General features: G+C 60.8%; 22 protein-coding genes and 1 pseudogene. 14 read left to right on the plus strand and 9 right to left on the minus strand.

Annotation, left to right across the window (positions count from 1 at the left end; translation table 11 throughout):
* Nucleotides 1-96: 96 nt before the first annotated feature.
* On the minus strand, nucleotides 97-495 hold the full coding sequence (locus tag AMK05_RS36240) for a hypothetical protein (RefSeq protein ID WP_442966269.1): 399 nt from the start codon (nucleotides 493-495) through the stop codon (nucleotides 97-99).
* Nucleotides 496-507: 12 nt separating this feature from the next.
* Between AMK05_RS36240 and AMK05_RS23750 the strand changes: the two genes are divergently transcribed.
* The 3 genes from AMK05_RS23750 to AMK05_RS23760 all read left to right on the plus strand — a co-directional run bounded on the left by AMK05_RS23750 (nucleotide 508) and on the right by AMK05_RS23760 (nucleotide 4,046).
* Nucleotides 508-1,035: a hypothetical protein gene (locus AMK05_RS23750; protein WP_064841778.1), complete on the plus strand. Its 528-nt coding sequence runs from the start codon at nucleotides 508-510 to the stop codon at nucleotides 1,033-1,035.
* Between the two features lie 326 nt (nucleotides 1,036-1,361).
* The gene (locus tag AMK05_RS23755) at nucleotides 1,362-1,928 is read left to right on the plus strand and encodes a sugar transferase (RefSeq protein WP_064841779.1); all 567 of its coding nucleotides are present in this window, start codon (nucleotides 1,362-1,364) and stop codon (nucleotides 1,926-1,928) included.
* Nucleotides 1,929-2,051: 123 nt separating this feature from the next.
* Nucleotides 2,052-4,046, plus strand: coding sequence for a polysaccharide biosynthesis protein (locus tag AMK05_RS23760; RefSeq protein WP_064841780.1), 1,995 nt, complete (start codon nucleotides 2,052-2,054; stop codon nucleotides 4,044-4,046).
* A 72-nt stretch (nucleotides 4,047-4,118) separates the two neighbouring features.
* Here the strand turns inward: AMK05_RS23760 and AMK05_RS23765 are convergent, their stop codons facing one another.
* The 3 genes from AMK05_RS23765 to AMK05_RS23775 all read right to left on the minus strand — a co-directional run bounded on the left by AMK05_RS23765 (nucleotide 4,119) and on the right by AMK05_RS23775 (nucleotide 6,420).
* Nucleotides 4,119-5,393: an O-antigen ligase family protein gene (locus tag AMK05_RS23765; RefSeq protein WP_064841781.1), complete on the minus strand. Its 1,275-nt coding sequence runs from the start codon at nucleotides 5,391-5,393 to the stop codon at nucleotides 4,119-4,121.
* A gap of 345 nt (nucleotides 5,394-5,738) precedes the next feature.
* Nucleotides 5,739-5,990 (minus strand): hypothetical protein, encoded by a 252-nt coding sequence (locus AMK05_RS23770; protein WP_064841782.1) that lies wholly within the window; start codon nucleotides 5,988-5,990, stop codon nucleotides 5,739-5,741.
* A gap of 37 nt (nucleotides 5,991-6,027) precedes the next feature.
* Entirely contained in the window at nucleotides 6,028-6,420 is a 393-nt protein-coding gene (locus AMK05_RS23775; protein ID WP_064841783.1) for a DUF2934 domain-containing protein, read from the minus strand.
* 143 nt (nucleotides 6,421-6,563) lie between these two features.
* Between AMK05_RS23775 and AMK05_RS23780 the strand changes: the two genes are divergently transcribed.
* Both AMK05_RS23780 and uxuA read left to right on the plus strand, forming a co-directional pair.
* A complete protein-coding gene (locus AMK05_RS23780) occupies nucleotides 6,564-7,283 on the plus strand; it encodes a GntR family transcriptional regulator (RefSeq protein ID WP_064841784.1) in 720 nt (239 codons plus the stop codon).
* A 41-nt stretch (nucleotides 7,284-7,324) separates the two neighbouring features.
* Entirely contained in the window at nucleotides 7,325-8,512 is a 1,188-nt protein-coding gene (uxuA, locus tag AMK05_RS23785; protein ID WP_064841785.1) for a mannonate dehydratase, read from the plus strand.
* A gap of 169 nt (nucleotides 8,513-8,681) precedes the next feature.
* On the opposite strand, the gene AMK05_RS23790 is transcribed toward uxuA, so the two are convergent.
* Nucleotides 8,682-9,551 carry an aldose 1-epimerase family protein gene (locus AMK05_RS23790; protein ID WP_064841786.1) on the minus strand — a complete coding sequence of 290 codons (870 nt, stop codon included), beginning with the start codon at nucleotides 9,549-9,551 and terminating at the stop codon, nucleotides 8,682-8,684.
* A 97-nt stretch (nucleotides 9,552-9,648) separates the two neighbouring features.
* On the minus strand, nucleotides 9,649-9,978 hold the full coding sequence (locus tag AMK05_RS23795; RefSeq protein WP_064841787.1) for a DUF6665 family protein: 330 nt from the start codon (nucleotides 9,976-9,978) through the stop codon (nucleotides 9,649-9,651).
* Between the two features lie 143 nt (nucleotides 9,979-10,121).
* On the opposite strand from AMK05_RS23795, the gene AMK05_RS23800 reads away from it, so the two are divergent.
* The 5 genes and pseudogenes from AMK05_RS23800 (at nucleotide 10,122) to AMK05_RS33565 (ending at nucleotide 14,160) form a co-directional block, all read left to right on the plus strand.
* Nucleotides 10,122-11,744: an ABC-F family ATP-binding cassette domain-containing protein gene (locus AMK05_RS23800; protein ID WP_064841788.1), complete on the plus strand. Its 1,623-nt coding sequence runs from the start codon at nucleotides 10,122-10,124 to the stop codon at nucleotides 11,742-11,744.
* Nucleotides 11,745-11,910: 166 nt separating this feature from the next.
* Nucleotides 11,911-12,501, plus strand: coding sequence for a hypothetical protein (locus tag AMK05_RS23805; protein WP_064841789.1), 591 nt, complete (start codon nucleotides 11,911-11,913; stop codon nucleotides 12,499-12,501).
* A 101-nt stretch (nucleotides 12,502-12,602) separates the two neighbouring features.
* A complete protein-coding gene (locus AMK05_RS23810) occupies nucleotides 12,603-12,767 on the plus strand; it encodes a DUF1328 domain-containing protein (RefSeq protein WP_003571841.1) in 165 nt (54 codons plus the stop codon).
* 416 nt (nucleotides 12,768-13,183) lie between these two features.
* On the plus strand, nucleotides 13,184-13,705 hold the full coding sequence (locus tag AMK05_RS23815) for a DUF992 domain-containing protein (protein ID WP_064841790.1): 522 nt from the start codon (nucleotides 13,184-13,186) through the stop codon (nucleotides 13,703-13,705).
* 92 nt (nucleotides 13,706-13,797) lie between these two features.
* A pseudogene (locus AMK05_RS33565) lies at nucleotides 13,798-14,160 on the plus strand (GNAT family N-acetyltransferase).
* A 39-nt stretch (nucleotides 14,161-14,199) separates the two neighbouring features.
* On the opposite strand, the gene AMK05_RS23825 reads toward AMK05_RS33565, so the two are convergent.
* A complete protein-coding gene (locus AMK05_RS23825) occupies nucleotides 14,200-15,129 on the minus strand; it encodes a LysR family transcriptional regulator (protein WP_064841792.1) in 930 nt (309 codons plus the stop codon).
* A gap of 73 nt (nucleotides 15,130-15,202) precedes the next feature.
* Here AMK05_RS23825 and AMK05_RS23830 point away from each other — a divergent pair, with 73 nt between their 5' ends.
* A complete protein-coding gene (locus AMK05_RS23830; protein ID WP_171899848.1) occupies nucleotides 15,203-16,120 on the plus strand; it encodes a DMT family transporter in 918 nt (305 codons plus the stop codon).
* A 187-nt stretch (nucleotides 16,121-16,307) separates the two neighbouring features.
* Here AMK05_RS23830 and AMK05_RS23835 read toward each other — a convergent pair whose 3' ends face one another.
* Entirely contained in the window at nucleotides 16,308-16,856 is a 549-nt protein-coding gene (locus AMK05_RS23835) for a GXWXG domain-containing protein (protein ID WP_064841793.1), read from the minus strand.
* 442 nt (nucleotides 16,857-17,298) lie between these two features.
* Entirely contained in the window at nucleotides 17,299-17,931 is a 633-nt protein-coding gene (locus AMK05_RS23840; protein WP_064842264.1) for a hypothetical protein, read from the minus strand.
* Between the two features lie 115 nt (nucleotides 17,932-18,046).
* On the opposite strand from AMK05_RS23840, the gene AMK05_RS34730 reads away from it, so the two are divergent.
* Genes AMK05_RS34730 through AMK05_RS23850 form a run of 3 tightly spaced genes read left to right on the plus strand, consistent with a single transcriptional unit; the run spans nucleotide 18,047 to nucleotide 19,052 of the window.
* Nucleotides 18,047-18,283 carry a hypothetical protein gene (locus AMK05_RS34730; protein ID WP_143535308.1) on the plus strand — a complete coding sequence of 79 codons (237 nt, stop codon included), beginning with the start codon at nucleotides 18,047-18,049 and terminating at the stop codon, nucleotides 18,281-18,283.
* 12 nt (nucleotides 18,284-18,295) lie between these two features.
* Nucleotides 18,296-18,766 carry an Hsp20 family protein gene (locus AMK05_RS23845; RefSeq protein WP_064841794.1) on the plus strand — a complete coding sequence of 157 codons (471 nt, stop codon included), beginning with the start codon at nucleotides 18,296-18,298 and terminating at the stop codon, nucleotides 18,764-18,766.
* Nucleotides 18,767-18,818: 52 nt separating this feature from the next.
* Nucleotides 18,819-19,052 (plus strand): hypothetical protein, encoded by a 234-nt coding sequence (locus tag AMK05_RS23850; protein WP_064841795.1) that lies wholly within the window; start codon nucleotides 18,819-18,821, stop codon nucleotides 19,050-19,052.
* Nucleotides 19,053-19,065: the final 13 nt, after the last annotated feature.

A 19,065-nucleotide genomic window follows, 5' to 3' on the forward strand; every position in this document is an offset into this window, starting at 1 on the left:
AGGTTCGCTGGGCAGCCTGCCGGCGCAACATATATGGTTAACAAAATGTGACGGAAATGAAAGCGGAGATAACTTCTGGTTGGGAGCTTCTTGCTTTTAGATCATGGTGTTAGATGGCTGCGCATGCCGCGAACAGGTCGCCGCGGATACCGCGGCCAGCACCTTCTTGACGAGGCGCGTTACTTCCTGGTCGTTGAGGCCGTCCGGACCAACATCCTTGCCTTGGCCGCGGACGCGGCGGAGCCCCTTTGCAACGGGCGAACTTGATCCAGGTCTCGACCTCGAGCCAGCCAGTCTACCACGCAGCGTGACGAGCAGGCCCTTGTCAAAAATCTCGATACAGCCGCGGCCGCGGTCCAGACCGATGATCTCCGAGCGATGGCAACGGGTGTTTTGCCTGTGAATTTGCGAATAACCGCTCTGCTTCCACCCTGGAAAGACGTGTTGCGTTCGACGCGCGTGTGTTAGGAAGCCCGAACTTAAGATGAGATCCACGGGTGAGGCTCCATGAACGTTGCTCTATACGCGGACTACATTGCCGACCTGAGGGTCTTGTTTGCGGAACTCGATAGGCATCGTGAACGATTTCAGACTTTTAAGGTTCGCCTGGAGTTAGTGGCGGCGGGCGGCCTCATCGTCTACGAGACGAAACGGCGCAAAGGGCTGACGGACAGCATCTATTACGGCCGCTCGGCTGAAACCTCGTCCAACCATCAGATATCGCAGTCCACGGCTTTTTCCGCAATCGACCGGTTTTTCGCTCTTGGTCAGTTCGTGGCATTGGCCGGCGGGATTGATAACCGCGCCGGAGGCGGTAGCGCCTCTGCGCGCGCAGTGGACGCCCAATACCCCCACTGCGCTGTCAATTTTTCCTACCGCAAGAAGGGCCAACCGGTGGCTCGGTCAATGCTGATGGTGTTTATCGATTTTAATGATGAGGCGGATGCTTTGCAGAATCTGTCGACGATCGACGATCTTTCTGCCTTGGTGGCGGAGCGGCCGTACCGCTCGTTTAAGTCCTACGAGTGGAAGTGAAAGCGAGATTGTGGATAGTCGCCGTCTGGTATCGAACGGTGAAATCCGCAAATTACGCTTTCAGTCAGGCTGGGTTCGAAATCATTGCTGCCGGCGCCGCCTTGGCTTGCGGCAGGAGCCAGCCATCACGGATTCGGCTGCCAAATCGACGAATCTCGCATGGCCAATTCTCATGGGCGAGGGCGTGCCGCCAAGCGATAGAGGCCGGGCAGCCAATATGTCGGGTGAATCACGATGTGTCGCAGTTGACGCGAAAGGCTTTTTAACGATACGGCAAGGGCGACGGCGCAAAGGCGAAACCGCCGGTAAGCATAGAAGAGCGAAGCATGGGTTTGAAACGGACGGTGGATGTTTTTCTGGCTTTGATAGCGTCCGCGATCCTGCTCGTCCCAATCCTCACCGTCGCTCTTTGCGTCCGCCTTACCTCGCCGGGACCAATCCTTTATTGGTCAAAACGTGTCGGCCGTTTCAACCAGATCTTCCTGATGCCGAAATTCCGCAGCATGCGCGTCGACACGCCAACGGTCGCCACGCATCTGCTAGACAATCCGGATCGGTTCTTGACACCCATCGGCTCGTTTCTGCGCAAATCGAGCCTCGACGAACTGCCGCAACTCTGGTGTATTCTGGGGGGCAAGATGAGCTTCGTTGGCCCACGGCCGGCGCTCTACAATCAGGATGATCTGATCGAGTTGCGGACGGCCCACGGCGTCAACAAGCTTCTGCCCGGATTGACGGGTTGGGCGCAGATCAACGGCCGCGACGAGTTGCCTGTTCCGGAGAAGGTGAAATTCGACGTCGAATATCTGAAGCGGCGTTCATTCGGCTTCGACATGCGCATCTTGTTTCTGACCGCGGAGAAGGTAATCCGCCGCAAGGGAATACGGCATTAAACCACCTACTTCTGATAGATAAGCCGGTGCGGAAGACCTTGATTTCCGATTATTTCAGTTGCGCTCGTTGCAGAAAGCGACAAGAAGGTGGTTGTCTGTTGATCTGCGAGACGCTGGTAAGCAATGCCCGAAAATTCTCCCTCTGAGACATCGCGCTCCGGATGGTTGTTGGTGCCGATGCAAGCGCTCGTCGCCCCTTTGCTGGCGATGCCGCGGGTTGCAAAACGCGCTCTGGCTTTACTGGTGGATTCCAGCTTTTGTGTTCTGACCATCTGGTTGGCCTATTGCTTCCGGCTCAATGAATTGACGGTTTTGACCGGCGTGCAGTGGTTGCCGGTGTTCGTTTCGCTGTGCATGGCGCTTCCCATCTTCATCGTGATGGGCATGTATCGGGCGATCTTCCGTTATGCCAATCTGGCCGCGTTCATCACTGTGTTAAAGGCGATTGCGATCTACGGCTTCGCCTTCATGACGATATTTACCGCTCTCAGCGTGCCCGGTGTCCCGAGAACCGTCGGCATTCTCCAGCCCTTCCTGCTGTTGATCGGGATCGGGCTGTCGCGGTTGGGTATCCGCTATTGGCTCGGGGATGCCTACCAGCGTATCCTTCACAAGAATATGCTCGCGAAGGTGCTGATCTACGGGGCAGGCAAGGCCGGGCGGCAATTGGCGGCTGCCCTGACGAACAGCGCCGAACTCAACGTCGTCGGCTATCTGGATGACGATCCGCGTCTCAAGGGCGGCGTCATGGGCGGCTTGCCGATCTATGACCCGTCGGATCTTCCGGTGCTTGTCGAAGCCCTTGGCGTGCACAATGTGCTTCTTGCGCTGCCATCTGCCTCCCGGCAGCGGCGCAACGAAATCCTGGAGCATATCCGCAAGGCCAGGGTGAATGTGCGCACATTGCCGGATCTCACGGCGCTTGCTCAGGGGCGGATCGCCGTTTCCGACATTCGTGAGCTGGAGATCGAAGATCTGCTGGGACGGGAAGCGGTCGCGCCGCGCCAGGAGCTGCTCGACAAGGCGATGCGCAACAAGGTGGTGATGGTCACCGGCGCCGGCGGCTCGATCGGCGGCGAGTTATGCCGTCAGATTTTGCGCAACGCGCCTTCCAGCCTGATCCTCCTCGATCAGAACGAGTTTGCGCTTTATAATATCGATGCCGAATTGCGGAAGCTGGCCGAACTCTACGAGCATGAAAATCTGCAGATCGTTCCAATCCTCTGTTCCGTCCGCGATCAGGATCGCATGGAGCATATCATCCAGAGCTGGCGACCGCAGACGCTTTATCATGCCGCCGCCTACAAACATGTGCCGCTTGTCGAACACAATGCCGTCGAAGGCATCAAGAACAACGTCATGGGGACGCTTGTCGCGGCCCGCGCGGCGCATAAATACGGCGTCTCGAATTTCGTGCTGATCAGCACGGATAAGGCCGTGCGTCCGACAAATGTGATGGGTGCCAGCAAGAGGCTGGCGGAGATGGTTCTGCAGGCGCTCGCAGCAGAATCGACGACCGACAGACTGCGGACGAATTTTTCCATGGTCCGCTTCGGAAACGTCCTCGGCTCCTCCGGATCCGTCGTGCCGCTGTTCCGGCAGCAGATCAGGGAAGGCGGCCCCGTTACGCTGACGCATCGTGAGATCACCCGCTATTTCATGACCATTTCGGAAGCCTCGCAGCTGGTCATCCAGGCCGGCGCGATGGGTGAGGGCGGCGATGTTTTCCTGCTCGATATGGGAGAACCCGTTCGCATTGCCGATCTCGCCCGCAAAATGGTGGAGCTGTCCGGGCTGACCGTGCGCGACGAGAACAGTCCCGAAGGGGATATCGAGCTTTCCGTGACCGGTCTCAGGCCCGGCGAGAAGCTCTATGAAGAACTGCTGATCGGCGACAATCCTGAGACAACCGAACATCCCCGGATCATGAAGGCGCGTGAGGATTTGCTGTCCTGGCCGGAGCTTATGAAAAAGCTCAACGCGCTCAATGCGGCATTGGATCGGAACGATATGATCGCTGCCCGTGCAACATTGGCTGAGCTCGTTTCCGGCTATTCGTCAACGGGCGAGGTCTCGGATCTGGCTTTCACCGGCATCGAAACCAATACGGCCGCCTGAACAATCACAGACGTCAAAGCGTATTGTTTTTGTGTTACGCTAGAACCGCTGCACCTCTCCGGGAGACACGCATCAGTTTCGGACGACGGGCGCAAAGCCTGTGCTGCCGCGATCCACGCAAATAAGGGCGACGAGATAAGCGAAGATCGGATCCAGGGCCTTCTGATTGAACATGATGCCGAGGCTGCCCGTTATGACGTAGCTGGTGACGAGCAGGAGAGCGAGCGCAAGGGCCAGATCCCGGCCCGGCCCGGCTTCCTTTCTCCAGGCGCCGATCATAGGCGTAGCGAGCATCAGCGAAAGCGCTGCAATGCCGAAAATGCCGGCGTCGATCCCCGCAGTCAGAAAACCGTTGTGAACATGCGAATAGGTCAGCTGCGGCCTTAGATTATCGGGTAGCTCTGCCAACACCGACGCCATTCGGTTTTGCGGACCATAACCCGTCAACGGGTCCTTGCTGATCGCCGATACCGCGCCTTTGTAAAGGGCGATGCGTGCGCTGAGTGATGTAACCTCGCCGTCGCTGCGTTCGAGCGATACCATATTTTGCTGCAGCGCTTCGATGCGATGAAGGATTTGACCGCTGCCTAGGGCGATAAGTCCCGCAAACAGCAAAGAGCCGGTGATAGCGAGGCTGCGCAAACTCAGATGGAAACTGTGTTTGCGGAAATACCAGAGAAAAATGACGATATGCACGGGAATGACCAGCCAGGCCGAGCGCGTTCCCGAAAGCAGGACGCAGCCCAGACCGGCCGCATATCCCAAGATGGCAATTCGTTGCTCGACACTCTTTGGCGACTGGACGTTGAGAAGCGCAATACCGCCGAAAAGGACGCCTATGATGCCCAGCAGTGCAGCGTTCGAGGTCCCGGCCTCTGCCCTCTCCATCAGGAACATGATCTGCAGCAGACTGAAAAGAAAGGTAACGATCATGCCGATACCTGCGCCGAGGATAAACAGCGGCACGAGGCGGCCATCGGGCGACAGGCGCATTCGCGGCAATAACAGCCACACCGAAAAGAAAGGCAGCAGCCGGAATATCCAGCTCAGTTCTTCGGAGTAGGGTGGATTGACGAAGATGCTCGCGATCATCACCAGCGGGTAGATCGTCATGCCAATTGCGACCAGCCGGTCGGATTTCGACAGGCTCAAGGTCAGGCCGCCCGTCGCCAGACAGTAGAGGCCCCACACCATCGATCCGAGAAGGATGAACAAGTTGAAGTTCGGCGAAAGTCCGGGAAGGATTGCAAAGAGAAAGACCGCGATGCGGTTATTCCGATCGCGTGCGCTTCCCGCCCCATTTTCGGGATAGAGCACTGCTATCTTCAGTTGTCTGAGGTATTTCACTTGCCGATCCTGACCATGCTTATGTCGTCTCGCTAAGGATCGTAATCACGCCTGTCAAGCGGGGGATTGCGCGCAATCTATGGCTTTAACTGTCGTGGTATTCCAGCAACAGGATCTATGGATGGACGCAGTTCTATGAAATGGCGGAATGCGGGAAAAGGTCAGATTCAGCCATCGACACGTCTGAGGTGTAGCTTTGGTCGTCGAACTTATCGTTGCATAGGCTGGCTGAGCGCAACATCACGCTCGAGGATCGACAGGCTGCGAAGCGTTGACGGAGATGATGCGATAGGCCGCATGGAGACCACCGGCTTATATGGCGTCGCCGCTGTTAAAGTGACACCGCTAGCGCCAATACCGGCGTGTCGTATTTTCGGGCGACGATTGACCGAGGAGATAGCCGAAGCCGAATGCCAGAATGCCGGTGGCGAGCAACAATGCGCTTGCAGTATGCGGGTGATCCCTGACGCCGGAAGCGACCGCATAGGCCTCGCGCTTCATTCCATCGGCGGCCAATTTCGCGGCTTTGGTCAACCCTTCCGGCGGCTCGGCCGGTGTTCCCGTGAAGCCGGCGTTCAAGCTTTGTTTGTCGGCCATGTCGAGACCTTTCCTGAAGTTTGCTCGAGGCGGTAGTTCAGCTCTGCTCGCGCGTGCCGGGGGAGGCTTCGCGCTGGTCGGCATCTTCCAAATCCGTTTTGACGAGGAATGCATCGGTATGTTCGCGCGAGGCCTCTCGCAGTGCCGCGAGATTTACAGGATTGCCGGCCTCGCTCTGCGCATCGAGTTCATGCTCGGCCAAGGTCCAGTGATGCCGGTGCTGGCCTTTCGGCCTGCCTTGCTTTTCCCATAGAGAATATGCCCTTTTTCGAATTTCCTCCTCGCGGATGGCTGCCGGCAACCCGCCGCTTTGCCTATCGGTTTCGTTTGCGGCCTGGCGAGCTCTCTTCAGTCGGCCCGTAGATGGAAATTCCGGCCGAGCCTTGTCCGCCTTGGTTTCGCTTGTCTTGCGTCGTGCTGGGTTTTTCATGAGCGTCTCCTCGGGGATTTCAACCAACCCGGCCGATCTAAGTTCCAAACAAAGAGCATCGTGGAACCTCGCCGGCACATGTTGGCAAGTCGAGACAGCTGGTATATTAGTATGCCAAATAGTCGCACTCTCCTGGTATCGTTATGCCGCAGGCATCAGAAACCGAAGTTTTGGTCGTCCCATCGCCAGCAATCGGCGGCAGGCTGCGGCGGGTCACCACGGCCGGCGCCATTTATGAGCGGTTGCATGCCAATATCGTCTCGCTGCGGATGCCACCTGGCATGGCACTGCAGGAAAAACGCATCGCCGACGATTTTGGCGTCAGCCGCACGCCGGTGCGTGAGGCGCTGCTCAGGCTTTCCGAAGGCGGACTGGTCGACATTTACCCGCAGTCGGGCACCGTCGTGTCGCGCGTGCCGGTTTCCGCGATTCCCGAGGCGGTCGTCGTGCGCAAGGCGCTCGAAGGCACGACGGTCGAGACCGCTGCGCGGCTCGCCACCGCTGCCGACATCGCCCGTCTCGATGCCATTATCACCCGTCAGCGATCGCACGCCGCGACCGGCAATGCCGCGAGCTTCCATGAAGAAGACGAGAGCTTTCACGAGGCGATCGCACAAATATCGGGATATCCCGGAATCTGGGTGATCCTGAAGACGGTCAAGGTGCAGATCGACCGGGCGCGGCGGCTGACACTGCCGGTGCTCGGGCGGATGGACAATGTGGTGCACGAACATATGATCATTCGCGATGCGCTCGCCGCCCATGATGCGGTGGCTGCACGTGATGCGATGATCCATCATCTGAGCGCCGTCATTCCCGATGTCGACGAGCTGCGCTCGCGTTACCCCGATTATTTCTGCTGACGGCAGGGACATGAACCGAAAAAACAAGGGAAGGAAGAAGCATGCGGCAAGGTTGGAGATGGTTCGGACCGGAAGCGCCGGTGACGCTGGATGAGGTCCGCCAGACGGGCGCGACGAATATCGTCTCTTCGCTGCATCAGGTGCCGATCGGCAGGGCATGGACGGAAAAGGAAGTGCGCGAGCGCCAGTCGCTGATCGAGACGACGCCTGGCGACCGGTCGGCCCTCGTCTGGTCGGTGGTCGAGAGCATCCCGATTCCCGACGCGGTCAAGCGCAAAGGCGGGGAGGCGAGGGCCGAAATCGAGGCGTGGATCGCCAGTCTCGAAGCGGTCGCCGCCTGCGGCATTCCGATCGTCTGCTACAATTTCATGCCGGTGGTCGACTGGACCCGCACCGAACTCGATTTCGTGACGCCGACCGGCGCCACCGCCATGCGCTTCGATCACGAGCGCTTCGCGGCCTTCGACCTCTTCGTTCTGGAACGGCCGGATGCCGCCCAGCAATATTCCGCGGAAGACCGCGAACGGGCCCGTCTCGTCTTCGAGGCGATGTCGGAAGAGGAGATCGCCGAGATCACCCGGATCATCACCTCGGCTTTGCCCGGTTCGACCACCGAGCCTCTGACCATCCCGGCCTTCCGGGAAAAGCTGGTCGCCTATAGCGGTATCGACGCCGCAAGGCTGCGCCGGCATCTGATCGAATTCCTGGAGGCGGTGACGCCGGCTGCCGAAGCCCGCGGCGTCAAGCTGACGCTGCATCCGGATGATCCGCCGCGTTCGTTGTTCGGCCTTCCCCGCATCGCCTCGACGGCCGATGATTATGCTGCTCTCTTCGATGCGGTGCCGTCGCCGGCGAACGGCATGTGTTACTGCACCGGCAGCCTCGGCGTGCGCGCCGAGAACGACCTGCCGGCGATCGCTCGGCGCTTCGCCTCGCGCATCCACTTCGCCCATCTGCGCGCCACGACACGCGAGGGCGACGGCCGGACCTTCCATGAAAGCGCCCACCTGGAGGGAGACGTCGACATGGTCGCGGTGCTCAGGGAACTGGTGGCGGAAGATAAGCGCCGCAGTGGCGAAGACACCATCGTCTTCCGCTCCGACCATGGCCACCGCATGCTCGACGATCTCGATAAGACCGTCACTCCCGGCTACCCGGCCATAGGCCGCATGCGCGGCCTCGCCGAACTGCGCGGCATCCTGCATGCGCTGGGCGCGCCGCCGAACTGAGGGCGTTCACGCGGTTTCGTCGATACCTTCGTCGTCATCGGCGTGGTTCTTGACATTGCTGCCGTCGCCCTGCTGCTCACTCAGACGCGGCGGGCTGGCGCCGGCGTCGCCGACAGTTGCAAAAACTGCGCCGGAGAAAAGCCTCGCGCTCTGTTGGGCGCGCGGCCTTCTATTGTAAAATCTCGACGGTAAAGGCGAAGCGAGCGACCGCGCCCGGTGCCAGGACCGTCGTCGATGGCCGCTTCGAAAGCTCGCTCGAACGTCCCGCTTCCGCGGCCGTTCCATGCCAAGGCTCGATGCAGAGGAAGGGCGCGCCCGGTTTGGTCCACAGGGCAAGATTGGGCAGATTTTCGAACCGGAACTGCATGGTCGGCCCGCCTTCGGCGGCATACGTTAAGCCTTCGCCCGCCCCACTGGGAAAGATCATCGCATCCTGCTCGAACATTGCGTGATCGAGCACCAGCCGACCGGCCTCGAATGGCGAGGGCAGCGGCGCGGGATTGATCAGGCCACCCTGCAGCCGTACGAGCGGCGGCTCGCCCTTATTGTCGAGAGCAACGACATGGGCGCGCCCGGCAGCACCCGGTAGCGGCCAGGCAAAGGCCGAATGGAATCCGAGGCCGAACGGCATCGCCCGCTGATCGCGGTTGGTGACCTCTGCCGTCACCCTAAGCGCGCGGCCCTCGATCGCATGGGTCATCGCCAGCTGAAAGTCGAATGGGTAAACCGCCTGGGTGGCCGGCGAGGCGAGCAACTCGTATCGGCACATCGTCGCGGTGGATGCGGCAAGCGCGAATTCGCTGCGGCGGGCAAAACCATGCTGAGCCATCGGATAGATCGTGCCGTCGATTGCTACCTTGTCGTCCGGCGCCTTGCCGACGATCGGAAAGAGGATCGGCGACCGGCCGCTCCAGAAGGCTGCATCCCCCGTCCACAGCCACGAGCCTCCGTCGCGGGTGGTGAGCGCCTGCATCTCGGCGCCGAGTGAGGAGACGTTGACGGTGAGATGCTGGTTGCCAATCCGGATTAAGCCTGACATCACTATTCCCTTTCGCCTGGTTCGGCACCAAAGCCATATCTTTCCGCGCCGTTGGTTTCCACTCAATAGGTACGGGGAGGCCTCCCGTCACTGCGCGTTATTTCCGCATCGCGCCCAATCTCGCGATCACTTCATTCGGGATGCCGTAGCGCTGAATGGCGTCGCGGTTGTTCCGCAGCCCGCAGATCTCTCGCTGGATGAAGAAGGCCCAGACGGCGTCGGAGGCTGCATTGAGAAGGGTCTCGCGTTCTCCGGCACTCTGGCGGTCAGCGGTCCAGGCCTTGAGCGCGGCAAGTGCTGTCTCCACCTTCAGTCCGTGACGCCCGAGCGCATCGGCGCGTTCCGACATCAGCTCGTATTCGAGGACGTTGAAGCCGTTTCTGTCTTGCTCGGATTGTCTGAAGGACTGCGGCGGACGAACGCTCATTGGCACAGGTCTCCGTTGGCGCGAGCCGCAATATTATCCAAATCAAACGTGCAGATCGAGAGGGTCCGAAACGGGACTATCCCCCGATTTCCCCGCATGGCATAAGCGCGCCAAAATCTCTTTCCCAGGCTCCCACGCACACCATGATTCGTATCGAGAATATCAGCAAGCAGCTCAGCCACCGCATCCTCTTCATCGAGGCATCCGCAGCGCTCAACAGAGGCGAAAAGATCGGTCTCGTCGGCCCGAACGGCGCCGGCAAGACGACGATCTTCCGGATGATCAACGGTGAGGAACAGCCCGACGAAGGGCAGGTCTCCTGTGAGAAGGGCGTCACCATCGGTTACTTCAACCAGGATGTCGGCGAGATGGCGGGCCACAGCGCCGTCGCCGAGGTCATGAACGGCGCCGGCCCGGTCAGCGTCGTTGCCGAGCAATTGCGTGAGCTCGAGGCGGCCATGGCCGATCCCGAGCAGGCCGACGATATGGAGGGGATCATCGAGCGTTATGGCGAAGTGCAGGCGCGCTACGAAGAGCTGGACGGTTACGCGCTCGAAGGGCGTGCCCGCGAAGTGCTCGCCGGTCTGAGCTTCAGCCAGGAGATGATGGACGCCGATGTCGGCGCGCTGTCTGGCGGTTGGAAGATGCGCGTGGCGCTCGCCCGCATCCTGCTCATGCGCCCCGATGTCATGCTGCTCGACGAGCCGAGCAACCATCTGGATCTCGAAAGCCTGATCTGGCTGGAGGAGTTCCTGAAGGGTTATGAAGGCGCGCTGCTGATGACCTCGCACGACCGCGAGTTCATGAACCGCATCATCACCAAGATCATCGAGATCGACGGCGGCACATTGACGACCTATTCGGGCGATTACGAATTCTACGAGCAGCAGCGGGCGCAGAACGAAAAGCAGCAGCAGGCCCAGTTCGAACGCCAGCAGGCAATGCTCGCCAAGGAAATCAAGTTCATCGAGCGGTTCAAGGCGCGCGCCTCGCACGCCTCGCAGGTGCAGAGCCGCGTCAAGAAGCTGGAGAAGATCGACCGGGTGGAGCCGCCCAAGCGCCGTCAATCAGTTTCCTTCGAATTCCAGCCGGCGCCGCGATCCGGCGAGGACGTGGTCAGCCTGAAGAACGTGCACAAGAAATACGGCAGCCGAAGCATCTATGAAGGGCTGGATTTCATGGTGCGGCGCCGGGAACGCTGGTGCATCATGGGCATCAACGGCGCCGGCAAGTCGACACTGCTGAAGCTGGTGACGGGTACCGCCGAGCCTGATGAAGGCAGCGTCGCTCTCGGCGCCAGCGTCAAGATGGGCTATTTCGCCCAGCATGCCATGGATATTCTCGACGGCGAGCACACCGTCTTCCAATCGCTGGAAGACCGGTTTCCCCAGGCGGGGCAGGGGCCTTTGCGGGCGCTCGCCGGATGTTTCGGCTTCTCCGGCGACGATGTTGAGAAGCGGTGCCGCGTGCTCTCCGGCGGCGAGAAGGCGCGGCTGGTCATGGCGATGATGCTGTTCGACCCGCCGAACCTGCTGGTGCTCGACGAGCCGACGAACCATCTCGACCTCGACACCAAGGAGATGCTGATTAAGGCGCTGTCGCAATATGAGGGCACGATGCTGTTCGTCTCGCACGACCGGCATTTCCTCGCCGCACTCTCCAACCGGGTGCTGGAGCTGACGCCTGACGGCATCCATCAATATGGCGGCGGCTACACGGAATATGTGGCGCGCACCGGCCACGAGGCGCCGGGTCTCAGGAGCTGACGATTATTTTTGTGCGGCATGTCGAAACCGTCGGCGTCGAAGTGACCAGCAAAGAGCCTGCCGTCGAGGCCGGGAGGTCGCGCAGGCGCTGCGCCAAACGTTGCATCGAAGGCCTTGGCGGGCCGCATCCTGCGCGTGAGGGGCGGATTCGGTGGCTGTTGCCACGATGATGACCAAATTCCGTGGTGTTCGGAGCCCTCTTCATGCAATCGGGGACGGGCGCAACAGCATGGACTGGATCAATCGCTATATCGATCAGCCGCTACTGCACGGTGCGGCGGGCTTGCTGCGGAGCTGGCATCTCCGCACGCGGCAACCGCCGGAACTGCTGGAGCCGACGTGGAATCTCGTCGTGCTCTCCTTTCTCCTGATCGCGAGTGGGCAGGTCCTGGCCGGCAAACCTTTCGCGCTCGGTGTTGCGGCGCTGATCATGCTGGCGCTGCCGTCCGCGCGAAAACTGCTTTCGGCGGTGAAGGCGCCGGGAGGCGGTTATGGCGCCCGGGAATACAAGTCGCTGAGAGCGCGTGCCATCGCCAAACGTGAGGCGGAGTGGTCGGTGCGGATCATCGTCCTATTTTCCTCCGCCTGCCTTCCCTTCATTGCCCGAATCGACGATCCGGCGGGAGCTTGTTTCATGCTGGGGGCAAGCATCTGGTTCGTCCTGACCGGGCCGCTCAAGGCCTATCTCGATGCCGCCGAACCTCCCGAGCCGAATGAAGGCGACCGGACGTTCAGCGGCGCCTTTCATTTCGGCTGAACAAGGCCGATGTGACGTCGTTTCCGCCGGCTTTGAGAGGGACAGGGAACCAAATGGCGGGCGCCTCCGTTATGTGAGCAGCAACGTAAAAGGAGATTGCGATGCTTTATTACGCTCTGGTGTTTCTCGTTGTGGCCTTGATAGCCGGCGTCCTCGGATTTGGCGGTATAGCAGGAGCTTCAGCTTCCATTGCCCAGGTTCTGTTCTTCATTTTCCTGGTGCTGTTCGTGGTGTCGCTCGTCATGCGCTTTATGCGAAGAGTATAGCGCGGACAGGTCAAGTATAAAAACCCGGCGAACACATCGCCGGGTTTTTCTTTGTTGCCGTGTTTGACGTCTCACCGCGCACGGTTCGTCCCGGTTGCGGTCGGCATTGACGACATCCGCATGCCCCTCCGCATGAATGCCGCCGGCACAGAGGTGACGTCAAGATCGTGCTTTTCCGGCAACCATTCCTGACAACATCTTGAAATAACCGGATGGCGCGAATTAGTGCCTTCGAAATGTCCCATTGGGGGCTGAACCGTAAACTTGTTTGTCGCTTGCGCCTCCCATGCGCTTTGACATGCGATGCGAAAAAGGTGCCGGGTCGGATCGTTTTGCGGTTCCGTCCGTTATCTGTTGCCGAATCTGGTGGCGAGTAGCCGGGTATGCTCCCGTCACGATTTGAGAAGGAGAGACTTATGAAGAAAATTCTTGCGACGGCGTTCGCCGCGGTATCTTTGACGCTGGTCGGCGCTGGGGCGGTCAACGCCGCCGACCCGGTCACCAAGACATATGAAGAGCCGGACCTGCGCAATGGCGTCAAGATCGGTTATCTCACCTGCGATATCGGCGGCGGTACGGGTTATGTGCTCGGTTCCTCCAAGGAGGCCGATTGCATCTTCCAGTCGACCGTCGGCAATGAGCTTTCGGATCGTTATACCGGCGAAGTGAGAAAACTCGGCATCGACCTTGGCTTCACCACGCGCAGCCGCCTGATCTGGGCCGTGTTCGCGCCGACGGCCGGTTATCACCGCGGATCGCTCGCCGGCCTCTATGTCGGCGCCACCGCCGAGGCGACGCTCGGCGCCGGTGTCGGCGCCAATCTCCTGGTTGGCGGCACCTCCGGCTCGATCCATCTGCAGACAGTCAGCCTGACCGGCCAGCTTGGCCTGAACGTCGCGGCCGGTAGTGCATCGATGACGCTGACAGCCGACAATTGATATGCCTTTGGCGCCCCTGCCGCGACGCGGCAGGGGCGCCACCCATCCGAAGGGCGTTTCACGCCGCAACATGCCCCGGCCGGTCACGACAGATGGATATTCGAATGGCAACGCCCGGCGAGGACGATATCCTGGTGGGGCATTATCTGAAGATCTGGGACAGCTACGGCACGTTGTCGGAACATTACAGGCCCGATGCGGCGGCGTGGATCTGTCTTTCATCAGAACCGGGCGCGCGGAGCGGCGTCTGACCTCGTTCCTTGCCGTCGTCGACGGTGAAATCGCCGGTTCCGCATCCTGCCAGCTGCATCAATCGCCGTTTCCGGAGGTCATCCGGGAAGAGCAGCGGCTGCACGACCGCCGTCATCCACGCTTCGGACGCCGGTGAGCCGGTCTACCGGGCCGCTGGTTTCGAACTGGCCAAAGAAATGCGCCCGCAGTTTCCGGCAGAGTAACGAAGGGCGATGGCCGAAGCGCCGACGGGCATCTTCCGCTTACGTTTTTGCCCGGCCGGGTGCGATAAAGGCGGCGATCGTCGCCTCGTCATGGCCGGCCTCGCGCAGGAAGCGGCCGGCAAATTCGATGGCAGGACTTCTGAGCGCATCGTCCGGTCGGATCAGATGAAAGGCCACATGATAATCGAGTGTCCGATCCGAGACGGCGACGACGCGCCCGGCGGCGAGCGCCGCGTCCGATAGCGGCGGCCGGGCGAGCGCGATGCCCAGCCCTTGGGCACAGGCATCGATCACCAGATTGTAATCCTCGAAGCGGCGATCGTGGCCGCGCGGCGTATAGTCGATGCCCTCGCGGGCAAGCCAGCGGCGCCAGCCTTCGATATTGGAATCGTGCAGGATCGGCAGGTCGAGCAGCGAAAGAGCGTCGGAGCGCTCGCCGAGCCGGTCTGCGAGCGCCGGGGCGGCGATCGGAAAGGATTTCTCCTGCCAGAGCGGCAGGGCGCGTACGCCGGCCCACGGTCCCTTGCCGCAGCGGATGGCAAGCTCGGTGCCTTCGCCGAAATCCGCCAGCCGGTGTTCGAGCGTCACCTCGACATGCAGCTCGTTTCCTTCAAGCTTCGCCAGACGCTGAAACAGCCATAAGGAGGCGACGGAGGGCGTCACCGACAGGCGCACCACCGCCTTGTTGCGGCGAGGCAGCCAGCGCTCGCCGCTATTGCCGAGCAGCGAAAGCGCTTCCTCCGCCCGCGCGAAAAACCGCATGCCCTCCGGCGTCAGGCGCACGCCTCTGGCTTCGCGGGCAAACAGGCGCACCCCCATCCAGCGCTCGAGGCGCGAGACTTGCCGCGACACCGCGCCATGGGTAATGCCGCTTTCCTCGGCCGCGGCGGAAAACGATCCGAGCCGGGCGGCGCGGGCAAAGGTTTCGAGGGTATCGAGCGGTGGCAGCACCGGTGAGCTGTGAACCATAGGCACATTTGATCATCGATTGCGATGCTTTTCAAGCACGCATCGTCGGCTTAATCCTTAAGCAAAAGCACAAATGGAGGCGACAATGAGCATGGCGGCAAGCGCACCGGTTTCGGCCAAGGAGCAGGGCAGGTTCGATATGGTGGCCTTTGCGGCGATCGTCGTCACTATCCTCTTCTGGGCATCCTCCTTCGTGGTGATCCGCATCTGCCTCGGGCCGCTGACGCCGATCGAGCTGGCGACAGCGCGTTATGTGGCAGCCGGCGCCATCGCACTGGTCTACCTCGTGAGCTATCGGCCGTTGCCGGAAAAACGCGATGTCGTCCGCCTCTCCGTCGCCGCGGTGCTTTTCATTGCCGCTTACGCGGTTCTCTTGAACACCGGTGAGCAGACCGTTGCGGCAGGGCCGGCGAGCTTCATCATCAACACCATGCCGGTCTTTACCGCCCTCATCGCCACCTTCGCGCTCGGCGAGCGCTTCGGCCGCTGGGGCTGGGCGGGCACAGTGGTGTCCTTCAGCGGCGTAGCGCTGATTGCGGTTGCCTCCGACGGCGGCTTCAAACTCGATCCGAATGCCATTCTCATCCTCGGCGCAGCCCTTTGCTCGGCGATCGCCAGCGTGCTGCAGAAGCCGTTGCTCGGCCGGATGCCGGCGCTTGCCGTCACCGCCTGGATCCTGCTAATCGGTTCCGTGCCGCTGCTTCCGGCTGTGCCGGCGACAATCCAGGCGCTGGCCGCCGCCCCGGCGGAAGTGAACTGGGGCGTTGCCTATCTGGTCATCTTCCCGACGGCGATCGGCTACCTCACCTGGGCGATCGCGCTGAAGCGGCTGACGGCAGCCCGCGCTTCGAACTTTCTCTATGGCGTCCCGCCGGTCGCCACGCTGATCGGTTTCCTGTGGCTGGGTGAGACGCCGACGGCACTTGGCGCAGTCGGCGGCGTCATGGCGATCCTCGGTGTGCTCGTCGTCAATGTGATGCGGAAGCGATAGAGGCAAATTCGCCTGAAAAGGTGATCAGGTCTGCCCACCAGATCTTCCCGCCCGGGAAGCCGACACAAGCGTAGACACCAGGCGCTGCGTCACGCCTTCGGAAGGTCAGGGTTCGCCTTCCGCCACAGCCGGCCGCGCACGACGATGTAACGGCCGCCTGGTGTCTCGAGGAAGGGGTGCTTCTTCTTCAAGAAGATCCATTCCGCGTTGGCACGTCGACCCTTTGTAGCCGGAAAAAGTATCGTCGCTCATCGCCCTCGACGACCATCATCCCGGCGAGTTCATCGTCTTTAATCCAGCGGAAATAGTCGACGATCGGCCGGCGATCATAGACCATGGCGGCTGTTTCTCCGCCATCGATCATCCGAAGTTTGAAGGACGCCGTCGTTCCGCGTGCGCGGAAAACCTTCTGCATGTAGGAGAGCCAGTTGCGAGCGACGAACGTTCGGCCAAATGGGGCAAACAGGATCGTCATTCTGATCGGGATCAGGGCAGGGTCTAACGGAACAAGGCGACCGGGCTTCCACTGGAAGAGCAGCGCGTCTGCACTGAGATCGGCATGAAAGCGCTTGCCAAACCATTGAAGGTTTTCCAGCACGCCATCAAGCGGATGCCCAGACGGGATTCCGACACCACGCCAAAGGCCGATCATTTCGGCGGGCAACACAGGATCGAGAGCGTCGAACCAGGCGCGGCAACATGGCTGGCTATCGATCGTCGAGCCCTGCGCCATCATTTCGAACTCCACGGGTGAGCGAGCCGGACAGGTGGGGGTGCTCGTCTGCCATTTCGTTGGCCCCAGCGAGAAACCGGAAAAATCGCTGGGTTCACCATCCCTGTCGCGTCCGGTTGACACGGCTCACTCTCGACAAGGGGAATGTCGATCCGTCGGAATAGTTCCGGGCGAAGGAGCGGGGAGAGAGCGGCGCCTTGAAAGGAAGACCTTGTCCACTTATATACTGCTGGTCGGCATTGCTGAGGAGCGCAGAATTTCTGCCGCTCGCGCTGTCGCACCCGCTTCTTACTTTTGACCACGGATGTACTGGCACCAGGAGATAGCGGGATGAGGAAGGTCGGTGCGGTTTCGCCCCGGCCTTTTTTCGTTTGGGGCAGGGCATCGGCCTCGCCACCGCGCTCCAGGGCAGTTCGAGCCACTGCGTCGCCCTGTGATACCAGACCTAGCGGAGCAGCCCGTCCCGTCCAAACTCCTCCCAACCCCGCAGGTCAGCCTCCACGTCTTCGGTGACGTCTCGCGACGCCGCAGTCGCCTTGCCGTCCTTCTTTAGTGAACGCGTCAGCTTCGCCCTGTAGGCCGCCCTCCGCCTGTTCTCCGCGGCAGCCGTGGCGTCCTCTTCACGCCACTCTTCGGCAGCGCCCCGGTCGAGCAGTTCCTCAACCATCCGCGCTTCGAAGACGTGGAAGGTGATCTGCCTGGCGCGGCCGCGAAGTTTGACCGTCCGCGTCCCGGCGCTGGGTAAACGACCGTCCTCCAGCCAGCGACGCCTCTCGGCCGTTGAGATCGCGAGGATGTCCTCGATTTCGCGCGGGATCACCGGCAGGTTTTCGATGCCATTGAGCGACTTCGCGATGACTGCCGAGGCACGACGGAACTCGCTCTCCGAGCTTCCAGGCATCGACAACGTTAATACCCTCCCGCTGATGTCGAGCGATTTTCGGACAGACGACGGGAGGCGCGCACGGATTTCCAAGAGGATTCCCTTGGCGCGCACTGAAGACCCCAGGGTGGCCGCGGGCCGTAGCGCCCACCTTTCCACGAGGGCAGAAGCGTCATTCTTCTTGTCTTTGGCCATCCGCACATAGATGGGGTCGGGGCGAAGCCCCGTCAACGGCCACGGCATTGCCGGCTCCGCGCCATGCGCAGTTGGGCGACTGCCTCGCTCCAGCGCCACTCTAACCGCGATTTTCGTGTCTGCCAAAACGTTCATCGGTGGTGAAACTACTGACGTTGCTGTGAAGATCGTTGCTCCGTTTTCAGCCTTTAAGAGGTGCTTGTTGGGTCCAACACACCAACTCGAAAAATTTTTTGAAGGCGATCTTGAAACCAAAAATATTGAAAACCAAATCGAAGCCGTCGGCAGCCCAGAAGGGGGCCGAAAGCCGGGGACGCAGGTTTCCGCCGCGTTCCTTCCATCTCGCTTCTAGGAGGTTTTGGTCATGAGAACCGAGTTTGACTTTGCACCGCTCTATCGGTCCAGCATTGGCTTCGATCGTGTTTTTTCGCTGCTCAACAATCCGCAGCGCCTACAGGCCGTCGAGGCCTGGCCGCCCTACGACATTCTGAAGGTCGGTGACAACGAGTACCGCATTGTCATGGCGGTCGCCGGCTTCGAGGATGGCGATCTCGACATTACGCAGGAACGCAACGTGCTTGTCGTCAAGGGCGGTAAAGCCGATGACGCCAAAGCGGAATACTTGCACCGCGGTATCGCCACGCGGGGCTTCGAGCGCCGCTTCGAGCTTGCGGATCATGTGAGCGTGGAAAACGCTTCGCTGAAGAACGGTCTGCTGCACATCGCGCTCAAGCGCGAGATTCCGGAGGCGATGAAGCCACGCAAGATCGCCATTGGCGATGGCGCGCCGACACAGGTGCCGCTGCAGATCGAAGGTGAGAAGCAGGTCGCGTAAGCGTCGATCGTAGAGGCGCAGGCGACGCTTGCAGCGTCGCCTGCGGAAAACGATGAAAGCATTCGATTCCGATAAGCCAGATTACTTCGGCGCTGCCGACCTGCGTATCTGCCAAAGCGTCTTCGACATCGTCGCTTCAGAAGCGGGAGTGGAGCCGACGTCCGAGGAGGGCGAGCGCATCGCCGCCATTCTCGTGCAGCTCTATCGTCAAGGAGTGAAAGAGCCGGACCGGCTGCGGGTCGTAGTCGAGTCCGCCCGCGGCATTCGTATTTCAAAAGCTGCGTAAGGGGTGGACGCTG

The sequence above is a fragment of the Rhizobium sp. N324 genome, assembly GCF_001664485.1.
In the GTDB taxonomy this organism is placed as follows: domain Bacteria; phylum Pseudomonadota; class Alphaproteobacteria; order Rhizobiales; family Rhizobiaceae; genus Rhizobium.